Below are 11,894 nucleotides of genomic sequence, written 5' to 3' on the forward strand. Positions count from 1 at the left end.
GCCGCCGGGCCCGGGTCCGGGCCGCCGCAGCCGGCGAGGCCCGCGGCGCCGGCCGCCAGGAGGAGTGTCCGCCGATCCATGCGGGTCGTCCTTTCGCCACGTGAGGGGTCGCCCGTGTGGGCGGGCGACAGGTGAGGGGATGCAGGCCTGTCACGACCGCGCGGCGGTGCCGGCGCCGTGCGTCGCCGCTATCGTGCGTTACCCGTGGTGACCCGCGGTGAACCGCCCGGCGGCCGTGGTGGTCGCCGACCCGGCGCGCACGAGCGCGCGGTCCCGCAGTGCGCCGAGGAGGGCCGGCACGGCGCGGACGGCAGGGGTCAACGGCACGACGCATGGTGCCTCGCCGATCCTGAGAACCGGCCAAATGCCCTGCTCATCCGCGTGGTGGGACGGTTTCACACGCCGACGGCGGTCAGGTCGCGCAGCGCGGCCGGCAGGGGCGGTACCCGCAGCGCACCCCCGCATGCGTCGAGCTGCTTGCGGATGTCGCCGCCCCACAGCTGCCAGGCCCAGCCCGGCCAGCCTCGCCCGGTGAAGGCGGTGACATTTCGGCTGACGTCAAGGTCGCGGCGATCCAGCGGGCCACGCCGTCGTCGGTGTTGGCGCCGATCACCTGTGTGGCGGCCGCCCGGACCTCGGGCGCAGCGTTCGCGACCGCGAGCGCGGTGTCGGCGACCGCGAACATCGGCAGGTCGTTGAGCTGGTCACCGAAGCATGTCACCGTTTCCGCGGCCACTTCGGCCTTCAACGCGGCAACCGCGGCGGCCTTGGTGGTGGAGGTCAGCTCCAGCCACCACTGCCCGGCCGAGTAGACGTCCTCGGCGAGGACGACGTGGCAGCCGCCCAGTGCGTCAGAGAGTTGCTCGAAAAGCTCGTGCAACGGCTGCCGGTCTCCGATCAAGGAGACATAGAACACCGACGCCGCATCGATGTCGTCCCGGTGGGAAAGGGGCAGCAGCCGGGGATCGCCGGGTCGGGCGCGCAGGAAACTCGCCACTCCAGGTGTGATCCGGTCGGCCAGCCAGCAGGCACGGTCCCTGCCCTCCCGGATGGCGTACACAATCGGTTGCACGAGCCGTGAACCGTCGGTAAGCCGAAACACCTCCTCGACCAACGCGGCCGGCAGCAACTGCGCCTGGCGTGCCTGGCCGGTCACCGGGTCCACGACGACCGCGCCGCCGTACGTCATGACCGGAAGCCGCAGCCGCAACGGCGCGGTCACGCGTGCGGCAGAGGTGTAGGAACGGGCCGTCGCGTAGGTGAACAGTCCACCACTGGCGAGGTACTCGTTGATCACGCTGACCGTGAACGCGCTCAAGGCCGCGTCCGGTCGAAGGAGCGTTCCATCAAGGTCGGAGACCAGCAGCTCTCGATGGTGCCGGCGCCCCGCCCCTGACATGTGTGGACCTTAGCAGGATCGGCACCTTGGAGGTCGGCACGCGGTCGTGCCGATGGCAGGATGGCTTAGCACACCAAACGTTCTGACGCGGCGGCTACCCTTCGGCTGCTGTCACCGGCATCCGAGCGTGATGACCGGCTCCTGACGCTGTACCGCAGCCGCGTTCACGGCTATGCCGGTGCGCGCTCATGCGGTCAAGCCACCGGGCGGATGCGCTCGGCGGTCCTCTCCCGGAGTGCGGCTTCCAGCCGGTCGCGGGCGTCGGTCTGGGCGGCGATGCGCTGGTTGAGGACCGCCAGCCGTTCCCGCGCGACCCGCAGCCCCGTGTCCGAGGGCAGTGCGGCGGCGACATCGCCGTCCAGGCATGGCAGGAACACGCGCACGTCGTCCAGGGTGAGCCCGGCGGCCAGCAGATGACGGATGTTGCGGACCCGCACCGCGGCCCGTTCGTCGTAGCTGCGGTAGCCGTTGGAGCCTCGTTCGGAGGAGATCAGCCCGGCCTGCTCGTAGTGCCGCAGCGCACGGGCGGTCGTCCCAGTTGCCTCGGCCAGCGCACCGATCCGCACCGTCCCACCTCCGTGGCCACTCTAGTCACGCCACGACCGCTCCGCCGTCGACCGGGAGTACCACCCCGGTGACGAACGATGCGGCCGGTGCGGCGAGCTGGATGATCGCCCAGGCCACCTCCTCGGGACGGCCGATCCGGGCCAGTGGGGTGTGTGCCAGCTGCCACTTCCGCAGTTCGGCCAACCGCTGCGGCGTCAGGCCCTGGTGCTCGCCGATGGGGGTGCCGATCGCGCCGGGGGCGACCGCCACCACCCGAACTCCGCGTGGGGCCAGTTCGACCGCCCAGCTGCGGGTCAGGAGCTCCAGGGCGGCCTTCGTCGCGGCGTAGACCGAGTTGCCGGGCCAGGCCCGCTGTCCCACCGCCGTGCTGACGTTGACGATCACCCCGCTGGAGGCCTCCAGCAGCGGGAGCGCGGCCTGGGTCAACAGGATCGGCGCGACGAGGTTGGTGGCGAGCTGCGCCGCGATCTGCTGCGGGGCCAACCTGCCAAGGCTGCCGCCGTGCACGATGCCGGCGTTGTTGACCAGCACGTCCAACCGGCCGAAGGTCTCCGATACCGTTCGGACGATCTGCTCGGGCCCGTCCTCGGCGGTGATGTCGGCGGACAGTGGCGTGATCCGGTGATGCCCGGCCGCGGTCTGCTTGAGCGGCTCGCTTCGCCGTCCGATCGCGATCACGTGCGCGCCCTCGGCGGCGAACGCGCGGGCGGTGGCCCGGCCGATGCCGGTGCCGGCTCCGGTGACGGCGACGATCCTGACGCGCTGCGGTGCGGTGCTGTTCATGCCGGTCATCGTGCAACCCTGCCGCCTGCGGCAAGGTCAACCTCTCATCGGCGCCTGTACTGGGGTCAGCCTCGGCCGGGGGTGCCCGGGCCCGTCGGGGGCCGGACGGCGGACAGGTACCGCAGGCCGCGCTTCAGGAAGGCGCGGGGGTTCGCGTCCAGGTGGGTGGCCCACGGCGGGTGTGGCTCGTCGCGGAGCCAGGCGTAGCGGGCCAGGGCGTAGCCGTACATGGGCTCGGTGAGATAGCCCAGGCGGGTGCGGCTGGTGTACGCGTACCCGCCCCGCACCTCCCGCCGGTGGTCGAAGGCGGCGTTGGCGGAGAAGATGCCCAGGCCGAAGAAGACGGTCAGGAGGTCGGTCAGGGCCTCGTGGTCCTCGCGGGCCGGGGAGATGCGCCCGTCACCGAGGAGCAGGACGTGGCCCAGCTCGTGGGCGACGGTGGCGACCAGGGCCATCGGGCGGGCGGTCAGGTCGGTGCGGATGGCCAGCACGGCGCGGCCCGCGCGGGTCCGGAAGTGGCCGGCGGCGCCCTGCCAGGAGGTGTGCAGGGGGACGTGGGCGGCGAGGCCGGGGTCGTGGTCGGGCTCGCCGTGCTCGACCTCGATGCGGGCGGGGTCGACGCCCATGTGGCGGCACAGGCGGTACACCAGCGTCTCCACGTCGCCCGTGGTGCCCTCGTAGGCGCCCGGGAAGTGCTCCTCGGTCGGCAGGAGGACCGTTGCCCGCAGGCGCTGCTCGCCGAACTCGGTCAGCAGCCAGTCCAGGGAGTGCTCGATCCAGGTCTGCTCGACCGGGCGCACCGGGCAGCGCGGGGTCGTCCACCACACGTGGGCAACGGTAGCCGGTGACCCGGTCAGGGCGTGGGCGCCTCCAGCCACGGGCCCAGCTTGTCGGGGTTGCGCATGGCCCAGATGTGCGAGATCCGGTCGCCGGTGAAGCCGAACGAGAACACGGTGACCGTGACCCCGTCGACCTGGGCGACCAGGCCGGGCTGGCCGTTCACGAGCTGCTCCAGCAGCACCATGTCCGGGGTGAGGCCGGCGATGCGCACGACACCCTCGGCGATGACGCCGCCGCCCTCGACCGGCTGCAGGATGGCCTCGGCCCGGCCGCCGCCGTCGGCCACCAGGGACGCGGCCGGGTCGAGCAGGCCGAGCAGGGCGTCGATGTCCCGCGCTTCCCAGGCCCGCTTGAACTCGCGCACCAGGCCGGCCCGCCGGTCGGCGGGCGGTGGGGGAGCGACCTCGCGCTGCAGCCGCCGGCGGGCCGAGAAGGCCAGCTGGCGGCAGGCCGCCGGGGTCCGGCCGACGATCGCGGCCACCTCGGCGAAGGAGTACCTGAACACGTCGTGCAGCACGAACGCGACCCGCTCGGCCGGGGTCATCGCGTCGAGCACCACCAGGAAGGCCATGCTGACCGACTCGTCGAGGGTGACCCGGTCGGCGGGGTCGGCCTCCCCGCCGAACCACCCGGCGTCGCCGGGCACCGGCTCGGGGAGCCATTCGCCGACGTACCGCTCGCGCCGGGCCCTCGCCGAGCGCAGCTGGTCGAGGCAGATCCGCCCGGCGACGGTGGTCAGCCAGGCGCCCGGCGCCGCCACGGCGGCCCGTTCCCGCTCGGCGAGGCCGTACCAGCGCGCGTACGTCTCCTGCACCACGTCCTCGGCGTCGGCGAGCGATCCCAGTAGCCGGTAGGCCACGTTCAGCAGCTGCCGCCGCTCGCTCATCACCGCGGCCAGCTCCTCGTCGCCGTCCATGCCGCCCCTCTCGCGCGCGTCCCTTTCCAGTCTCGACGGGGCGGGCCGCCGGAATGTCAGGTACCCCCGCAGGGTGGGCGCGTGGACGAGCCGGTCCCGCCCGGCGCGATGCGCTTCAGGCGGTGCGGCCGAGCTCGGTGGTGCAGTGCGGGCACCGGGTCGCGGCGACCGGCAGGTCGTTGAGCTGGCAGCTCGGGCATTGCTTGGTCGGGGGCGGGTCACCGAAGACGGTCTTGCCGCGCCGCTGCATGTACGCGCGGTAGGGCACGACGATCAGAAAGTAGATGACCGCCATGAAGATGATGAAGTAGATGAAGGCGCCGATGAATGCGCCTACGTCGATCCGCTGGCCGTTGACCGTCCAGCCGAGTCCCTTCCCGGTCGTCCCGCCGCCGGCGATCGAGTTGATCAGGGGCGTGATGATGCTGTCGGTGAAGGCCTTGATCAAGGTACTGAAGGCCAGGGCGACGACCAGGCCCACGGCGACGACGATCAGGTCGCCCTGCATGAGAAAGTTCTTGAAGCCTTTCAACATTGCGCATTCCCCTGCTGTGAAGCTCTCCCGCGGTCGCTGTCCCTCGCCGCATCATGAGAACATTCGGCGGCCTGCCCGGGAGCGGGAGCGCGTGACCGTCACCTCGCGACGGCCCCGGGGATCACCTCAGGGTGGTGTACGGCGGCCCGCCGAGCGTCCACATCGGACGGACGGGCCGGCGCCCGGCTGGCCGGCCCGCCGCCCGGAGGCTCCCGGGTCCGGGCGTTTCCGGGTCATCCGAATGGACAATTCGGGTGACGGGCGCCACGCACGGCCCGTCACCCGGGCTTATCGTGGCAGCGCTAACATCAACAGCGGGGGGAGGGACATGCGCGCAACCAGCCACAACCGGGCTGCCGTGATGAACGACGTCGCCCGGCTCGCCGGGGTGTCGCACCAGACGGTGTCCCGGGTCCTCAACGACCACCCGAGCGTCAGCCCGGCCACGCGTGAGCGCGTCCTGGAGGCCGTCCGCCAGCTCAATTACCGCCCCAACGCCATGGCGCGCGGGCTGGCCGGCCGCCGCTCCCGGGTGGTGGGCGTCGTCTCCTTCGACACGATCCTCTACGGGCCCGCCTCCACCCTGCTGGGCATCGAGCGCGCCGCCCGCGCCGCCGGCTACGGCGTCAGCATCGTCACCCTCGAGCGCGTCGACCACAACGGCATGGTCTCCGCGCTGAGCGCCCTGGCCGACCAGTCCGTCGCCGGCGTCGTCGTCATCGCCCCGCAGACCGCGGCCGCCGCCGCGCTGCACAACATGCCCCTCGGCATGGCCGCCGTCGCCGTCGAGTCCGACGTCGGCGGCGAGATCCCGGCCATCTCGGTCGACCAGGTCACCGGCGCCCGGATGGCCGTCAAGCACCTGCTCGACCTCGGTCACCGCAAGGTCTGGCACCTCTCCGGGCCCCGCGACTGGCTGGAGACCCACGGCCGCATCGAGGGCTGGCGCTCCGTCCTGGAGGAGGCCGGGCTGCCCGCCCCGCCCCTGATGACCGGCGACTGGAGCGCGAGGTCGGGGTACACGGCCGGTCTGGAGCTCGCCGCCCGCGACGACGTGACCGCCGTCTTCGCCGGCAACGACCAGATGGCCCTGGGCATGATGCGCGCCTTCCACGAGCGCGGCATCCGTGTGCCCGACGACGTGAGCATCGTGGGCTTCGACGACATCCCCGAGGCCGAGTTCCTGTCCCCGCCGCTGACCACCATCCGGCAGGACTTCGACGAGGTCGGCCGGCGGTGCATCGCCGCCCTGCTGCGGGTCATCGAGGCCGACCTGCGCGAGGGTCCCGACCGCCCGTCCCCGGACCCCCGGGTCGCCCCGACCCTGATCCTGCGCCGGAGCACGGCGGCCCCGCGGGCGTGACGGCGCAGGAGCGCTTCGAGGACCTGGTCGACGAGCTCGCCGCGATCGCCGGCGTCACGCCGCCGTCCCCGGGCCGCGGCTTCGGCTCCTCGGCGCTGAAGTACCGCGGCAGGATCTTCGCGATGCTGGTCCGCGGCCACCTGGTGGTGAAGCTGCCGGAGGCCCGCGTGACCGAGCTGGTCGCGGCCGGCGAGGGCCGCCACTTCGACGCCGGCAAGGGCACCCCGATGCGGGAGTGGTTCACCCTCGGGGAGCCGTCCGGGCTGTCGTGGTCCGCCCTGTCCCGTGCGGCTCTCGCCCACGCCGGCGGGGACCGCAACTCCCGCTGACCGGCCGGCCGCGCCGGCGAGCGAAGGCGGCTGGCCGCTGGTCGCCGCATTCCGTCTGCCCGTTCCAGAACTGACGCTTGACCTTGGCCGCCCGCCGTGCGACTTTGTATCGCAACTTAATGAAGTGGGTGGACGAAGTGCCGTTGGCGAAGCATGGGGCCGGGCGGGATCTCTCGCGATCCGCCGTGCTCGCGCTGCTGGGTAGCCGGGGACCGACCTCCCGGGCGGATATCGCCCGTGAGCTGGGTCTCAGCCCTGCCGCCGTGTCGCAGATCATGCGCCGGCTGCTCGAGCAGCGGATGGTCGAGGAGGTCGCGCAGGCGCCGTCCAGCGGCGGCCGCCCGGGATCGCTCATCGGCCTGGTCGGCTCGGCCGGGCGGGCCCTGGGCGTCAAGGTCGCGGCCGACCACCTCGTCGTGGTCAGCGTGCGGCTGGACGGGCAGATGCTGTCGAGCTGGACGACGCCGTTCGACGCGATGGCCCCGGACGCGCTGCCGCGGCTCGCCGCACACCTCGCGCCGCACACCGGGCCCGACCCGGACCTGCCGCCGCTGCTCGGCGTCGGCGTCGCGGTGCCGGGCGTCGTGCACCGCCCGGACAAGGGCACGGTCGACGCCGACGTCCTGCAGTGGCGGCAGCTGCCGGTCGGCCGGCACCTGCGCGGCGTGCTCGGGCTGCCGGTCGTCGTGGAGAACGACGTGAACGCCCTCGCCGTCGCCGAGGTGCTCTACGGCCACGGCCGCGAGGCCGACGACCTGCTCGTGCTGACCATTGGCCGCGGGATCGGCATGAGCATCGTCACCGATCGCTCGGTGTACCGCGGCGGGCGCGGCGGCGCGGGAGAGTTCGGGCACGTGCCGATGGACGCCGAGGGGCCGCTGTGCCAGTGCGGCCGGCACGGCTGCCTGGAGGCCTGGCTCGGCGAGCCGGCGCTGGAGCGCACGGCGCGCGAGCGCGGCGTGATCGGCGCCCGGCAGGGCTTCGCCGCGCTGGTCGGCAAGGCCGACCGCGGCGACGCCGGCGCCCGCGAGGTCCTGGCCGACGCCGGGCGCCTGCTCGGCCGGGCCGTGGCCGGCGCCGCGAACATGCTGGACCCGGACCGGATCGTGATCGCCGGCGAGGGCGTCGCCCACTGGATCCACTGGGAGGACGCGTTCCGCGCCGAGTTCGCCCGCCGCCAGGTCCGCGGCGGCGACGGCATCAGCGTGATGGTGCACACCTGGGACGACAGCAGCTGGGCGCAGGGCGCGGCGGCGCTGGTCCTCGCCGCCCCGTTCGACCTCGACGGGTTCGGCGGCGAGCAGGCCGACCTCGTCGTCGCCCGGCTGCACGGCCGCTTCGACGCCGCCGACGGGGTGACGGGCTGATGGCCGGGCCCCGCGGCCTGCGCAAGGCCGGCCTCGTCGCGCTGTTCCTGCTGCCCAGCGCCGTGCCGCTGCTGCTGTTCACCATCGCGCCGATGTTCGGCGCGGCCTGGATCAGCCTGCACAGCTGGAACCTGCAGTCGCCGATGCAGTGGATCGGGCTGGACAACTACGGCCGCCTGCTCGGCGACGCCGACACCCGCGACGCGCTGCTGCACACGCTGCTGTTCCTGGCGCTGTACCTGCCCCTGGTGTACATCCTCGGCCTCGCGCTCGCCGTCGGGCTCAACCGCCGGTTCCCGGGCCGCAACCTGGTGCGGTCGATGTACTTCCTGCCGGTCGTCACCAGCTGGGTGGTCGTGGCGCTGACCTGGAAGTGGCTGCTGAACCCGGCCAACGGCCTGGTCAACCACGTGCTGCAGGCGGCCGGGATACCGGGGCCGGGCTGGTGGGCCTCGCCCACGTGGGCGATCCCGTCGGCGGTCGTCGCGTCGGTGTGGAAGGACGCCGGGTTCGTCATGGTGATCCTCCTCGCCGGGCTGCAGTCGATCCCGGAGGAGTACCTCGAGGCCGCCCGCCTGGACGGGGCCTCCGCCTGGCAGAGCTTCTGGCGCGTCACGTTCCCGCTGCTGACCCCGTCCAGCTACTTCGTCGTCGTGATCTCGCTGATCAGCGGGTTCCAGGTGTTCGACCAGATCTACGTGATGACCGGTGGCGGCCCGGCCGGGGCGTCCCGGCCGCTGGTCGAGGAGATCTACGACCTGACGTTCCGCTACGGCGACGCCGGTGGCGCCTCCGCCCTGAGCATGCTGCTGTTCGCGCTGATCCTGGTGGTCACCGTCGTCCAGCAGCGCCTGCAGCGCCGGTGGGTGAACTATGTCTAGGCGCCTGCTCATCGCCGTGCTCGCCGCCGGTGCGCTGCTCATGATCTTCCCGTTCGTGTGGACCGTCGTCACCTCGATCACCGCCGGCGGCGACGTGCTCACCACGCCCCGCCTGATCCCCGACAAGCCCGGCCTCGACGGGTACCGCAAGCTCTTCGAGGTCCTGCCGTTCTGGCGGATCGCGGTCAACAGCCTCGTGCTGGCCGTCGTCTCCACCGCGCTGCTGCTCATCACCAGCTCCACCGCGGCCTACGCGTTCGCGCGGCTGGAGTTCCCCGGCAAGAACGCCGTCTTCGTCGCGTACCTCGCGACGCTGATGATCCCGATGCAGGTCCTCGTCGTGCCGCTGTTCATCGAGGTCCGCGCGTTCGACCTGGTCGACACCTACGCCTCGCTCGTCGTGCCCACCATCGCCTCGGCGTTCGGCGTGTTCCTGCTGCGGCAGTCCGTCGCGGTGCTGCCGAAGGAGCTCGACGAGGCGGCGTTCGTCGACGGCGCCGGGCACATCCGCATCTTCGTGCGGATCACGCTGCCGCTGATCCGCCCGGCCCTGGTGACCTACGGCCTGTTCGCCTTCATGTCGAGCTGGAACGCGTTCCTGTGGCCGCTCGTCGTCATCCGCTCACGCGAGTTCATGACCCTGCCGCTGGGCCTGGCCAGCCTCAGCGGCGAATACACCACCCAGTGGAACGCCATCATGGCCGGCTCGGTGGTGAGCATCCTTCCCGTGCTCGCCCTCTACGCCGTGGCGCAGAAGCACATCGTGCAGAGCGTCGCCCAGGCCGGTCTCAAGTAACACCCGCACCCGAACACCCGACACCCCCCCCCGATTGTGAGGCCGAAGATGTCCGCTCGTCCCCGGCCCCGGTTATACCGGGCCGCCGCCCTGCTCGCCCTCGCCGCCGTCGCCCTGGCCGGATGCGCCAAGGGCTCCGCCACGAAGGACACCTCCGAGGGCGGCGTCACCACCGTGCGCTACCTGACCTTCTCCGCGGCCCCCGACCACCTCACCGACCTCAACGCCATCGTGTCGGCGTTCGAGAAGGCGAACCCGGACGTCAAGATCTCCGTCCAGACCGCGCCGTACAAGGACTACTTCACCCAGCTGCAGACGTCGATCGCCGGCGGCACCGCACCCGACGCCTTCGAGCTGGACTACCAGAACTTCGTCACGTACGCCCAGGCCGGCTCCCTGGCCGACCTCGCCGGACCGGCCGCGAACGACAAGTCGTGGCAGCCCTCGCTGCTGTCGCCGAGCGCCATGGACGCGTTCAAGCACGGCGGCAAGCAGTTCGGGCTGCCCGAGTCGTTCTCGACCGTCGTGCTCATCTACAACAAGGCGCTGTTCGACGCGGCCGGCGTGGCCTACCCGACGGCGGACTGGAAGTGGTCGGACGAGACCGCCGCGGCGCAGAAGCTCACCGACAAGACCAAGGGCCAGTACGGCGACTTCCAGCCGGTCAGCTTCTATGAGTACTACAAGGCCGTCAACCAGGCCGGCGGCTCGTTCCTCAGCGCCGACGGCAAGACCGCGACGTTCAACAGCGCGCAGGGCGTCGCCGCCGCGAAGTGGCTGCTGGGCAAGGCCGGCGCGACGATGCCGACGCTGACCGAGATCGGCAACACCCCGGACTTCGATACGAACCTGTTCAAGTCCGGCAAGCTCGCGATGTGGCACAACGGCAACTGGCAGTTCGACACGCTCAAGGACGTGCCGTTCGGCTGGGACGTCGTGGTCGAGCCGGGCGACGCGCAGAAGGCCAGCGCGGTCTTCCAGAACGGCGTCGCCATCTCGTCGGCCAGCGCCCACAAGGACGCCGCGTTCCGCTGGCTGGACTTCCTGGCCACCTCCGACGCCAGCGTCAAGGCCCGCGTCGACTCGTCCTGGGAGCTGCCGCCGGTCGCGGACGCGGCCAAGCTCTCCGGCTACCTCGGCAAGACGCCGCCGGCGAACCGCAAGGCGGTCGTGGACGCGCTGGGCAAGCAGTCGCTGCTGCCGGTCATCGCCAAGGAGCAGCAGATGCAGGACATCGTCAACAACGCCCTGACCAAGGCGGACGGCGGCGCCGACCTGCAGAAGACCCTCGACGACGCCGCCAAGCAGGTCACGGCCCTGCTCTCCTGACGGCCGAGTCCCATCGACAGCGCGAGGCAAAGGAACGACACATGCGCGACCTGGTCGAGCACAGCATCAAGGTGATCACCCGCGAGCAGGCGCCCAGCGGCGCCTACCCCGCCTGCTCCAACTTCCCGGTGTACCGCTACGCGTGGCTGCGCGACGGCGCCTTCGTCGCCGAGGGCCTGCGGGCCCACGGCGTCGTCGACGGGCCGCGGGCCTTCCACGAGTGGACGGCCCGGGTCGTCGGCGACCGCGCGGAGCGGATCGAGGCGGTCGTCGCGGCGCTCGCCGGCGGTGAGGAGGTCGACCAGGCGCGGTTCCTGCCGACGCGCTACACGCTGGACGGCGCCGACGGCTCGGAGAGCTGGTGGGACTTCCAGCTCGACGGCTACGGCACCTGGCTGTGGACCCTCGAGCGCTTCCTCGGCACGGCAGGGGGCGGCGGCGGGTTCGCGCCCGCCGTCGCCCTCACCGTGCGCTACCTGTGCGCGGCCTGGCGGCTGCCCTGCTACGACTGGTGGGAGGAGCACGCCGAGCAGGTCCACGTCGCGACGCTCGTGTCCGTCGACGCCGGGCTGCGGGCGGCGCTGCGCACCGGGCTGCTCGGCGAGGACGACGCCGCCGCGGCGGGCGCGGCCGCCGCCGCCATCGCCGCGGTGATCGCGGGCGACGGGCGCGTCGACGGCCGGCTGCGCAAGTGGCTCGGCTCCGACGCCGTCGACGGCAGCCTGCTCGCCGCCGTCGCGCCGTTCGAGGTCGTCGACGCCGGCACCGGCGCCCGCACGGTCGCCGCCG

The 11,894-nt window shown here is 72.4% G+C and carries 14 protein-coding genes; 7 read left to right on the forward strand and 7 right to left on the reverse strand.

Translation table 11 applies throughout. The annotated features are described in order from the left end of the window. Positions 1-198: 198 nt before the first annotated feature. From ABD352_RS27950 to ABD352_RS27980, 7 genes are all read right to left on the reverse strand, one after another. A complete protein-coding gene (locus ABD352_RS27950) occupies positions 199-327 on the reverse strand; it encodes a hypothetical protein (RefSeq protein WP_344615477.1) in 129 nt (42 codons plus the stop codon). An 85-nt stretch (positions 328-412) separates the two neighbouring features. Then, on the reverse strand, positions 413-1,399 hold the full coding sequence (locus ABD352_RS27955) for an HAD family hydrolase (protein ID WP_344615478.1): 987 nt from the start codon (positions 1,397-1,399) through the stop codon (positions 413-415). 194 nt (positions 1,400-1,593) lie between these two features. Continuing rightward, positions 1,594-1,965 (reverse strand): MerR family transcriptional regulator, encoded by a 372-nt coding sequence (locus ABD352_RS27960; RefSeq protein WP_344615479.1) that lies wholly within the window; start codon positions 1,963-1,965, stop codon positions 1,594-1,596. Between the two features lie 25 nt (positions 1,966-1,990). Continuing rightward, entirely contained in the window at positions 1,991-2,749 is a 759-nt protein-coding gene (locus ABD352_RS27965) for an SDR family NAD(P)-dependent oxidoreductase (RefSeq protein ID WP_344615480.1), read from the reverse strand. Positions 2,750-2,814: 65 nt separating this feature from the next. Next, on the reverse strand, positions 2,815-3,576 hold the full coding sequence (locus ABD352_RS27970; protein ID WP_344615481.1) for a hypothetical protein: 762 nt from the start codon (positions 3,574-3,576) through the stop codon (positions 2,815-2,817). A 26-nt stretch (positions 3,577-3,602) separates the two neighbouring features. Continuing rightward, on the reverse strand, positions 3,603-4,505 hold the full coding sequence (sigJ, locus tag ABD352_RS27975) for an RNA polymerase sigma factor SigJ (protein ID WP_344615482.1): 903 nt from the start codon (positions 4,503-4,505) through the stop codon (positions 3,603-3,605). Positions 4,506-4,620: 115 nt separating this feature from the next. After that, positions 4,621-5,040: an MscL family protein gene (locus ABD352_RS27980; protein WP_344615483.1), complete on the reverse strand. Its 420-nt coding sequence runs from the start codon at positions 5,038-5,040 to the stop codon at positions 4,621-4,623. Positions 5,041-5,368: 328 nt separating this feature from the next. Between ABD352_RS27980 and ABD352_RS27985 the strand changes: the two genes are divergently transcribed. From ABD352_RS27985 to ABD352_RS28015, 7 genes are all read left to right on the forward strand, one after another. Then, positions 5,369-6,403 (forward strand): LacI family DNA-binding transcriptional regulator, encoded by a 1,035-nt coding sequence (locus ABD352_RS27985; protein WP_344615484.1) that lies wholly within the window; start codon positions 5,369-5,371, stop codon positions 6,401-6,403. Then, the gene (locus ABD352_RS27990) at positions 6,400-6,732 is read left to right on the forward strand and encodes a hypothetical protein (protein WP_344615485.1); all 333 of its coding nucleotides are present in this window, start codon (positions 6,400-6,402) and stop codon (positions 6,730-6,732) included. The genes ABD352_RS27985 and ABD352_RS27990 overlap by 4 nt, the downstream gene beginning before the upstream one ends. A gap of 119 nt (positions 6,733-6,851) precedes the next feature. Then, positions 6,852-8,099: an ROK family transcriptional regulator gene (locus tag ABD352_RS27995; RefSeq protein ID WP_344615486.1), complete on the forward strand. Its 1,248-nt coding sequence runs from the start codon at positions 6,852-6,854 to the stop codon at positions 8,097-8,099. Beyond that, complete coding sequence (locus ABD352_RS28000) at positions 8,099-8,980, forward strand: carbohydrate ABC transporter permease (protein ID WP_344615487.1); 882 nt, start codon at positions 8,099-8,101, stop codon at positions 8,978-8,980. Before ABD352_RS27995 ends, ABD352_RS28000 begins: the two co-directional genes overlap by 1 nt. Next, the gene (locus tag ABD352_RS28005) at positions 8,973-9,776 is read left to right on the forward strand and encodes a carbohydrate ABC transporter permease (protein ID WP_344615488.1); all 804 of its coding nucleotides are present in this window, start codon (positions 8,973-8,975) and stop codon (positions 9,774-9,776) included. Before ABD352_RS28000 ends, ABD352_RS28005 begins: the two co-directional genes overlap by 8 nt. A gap of 48 nt (positions 9,777-9,824) precedes the next feature. Further along, entirely contained in the window at positions 9,825-11,105 is a 1,281-nt protein-coding gene (locus ABD352_RS28010) for an ABC transporter substrate-binding protein (protein ID WP_344615489.1), read from the forward strand. A gap of 41 nt (positions 11,106-11,146) precedes the next feature. Continuing rightward, on the forward strand, positions 11,147-11,894 hold a 748-nt coding region (locus tag ABD352_RS28015; protein ID WP_344615490.1), incomplete at its 3' end, for a glycoside hydrolase family 15 protein.

It is taken from the genome of Dactylosporangium salmoneum (genome assembly GCF_039532525.1).
Lineage (GTDB): Bacteria > Actinomycetota > Actinomycetes > Mycobacteriales > Micromonosporaceae > Dactylosporangium > Dactylosporangium salmoneum.

Coding starts and splice junctions, on each gene's coding strand:
- ABD352_RS27955 (WP_344615478.1), bottom strand. CDS start 1,399: ATGTCAGGGGCGGGGCGCCGGCACCATCGAGAGCTGCTGGTCTCCGAC.
- sigJ (WP_344615482.1), bottom strand. CDS start 4,505: ATGGACGGCGACGAGGAGCTGGCCGCGGTGATGAGCGAGCGGCGGCAG.
- ABD352_RS28000 (WP_344615487.1), top strand. CDS start 8,099: ATGGCCGGGCCCCGCGGCCTGCGCAAGGCCGGCCTCGTCGCGCTGTTC.
- ABD352_RS27995 (WP_344615486.1), top strand. CDS start 6,852: ATGAAGTGGGTGGACGAAGTGCCGTTGGCGAAGCATGGGGCCGGGCGG.
- ABD352_RS28010 (WP_344615489.1), top strand. CDS start 9,825: ATGTCCGCTCGTCCCCGGCCCCGGTTATACCGGGCCGCCGCCCTGCTC.
- ABD352_RS27985 (WP_344615484.1), top strand. CDS start 5,369: ATGCGCGCAACCAGCCACAACCGGGCTGCCGTGATGAACGACGTCGCC.
- ABD352_RS27980 (WP_344615483.1), bottom strand. CDS start 5,040: ATGTTGAAAGGCTTCAAGAACTTTCTCATGCAGGGCGACCTGATCGTC.
- ABD352_RS27965 (WP_344615480.1), bottom strand. CDS start 2,749: ATGAACAGCACCGCACCGCAGCGCGTCAGGATCGTCGCCGTCACCGGA.
- ABD352_RS28005 (WP_344615488.1), top strand. CDS start 8,973: ATGTCTAGGCGCCTGCTCATCGCCGTGCTCGCCGCCGGTGCGCTGCTC.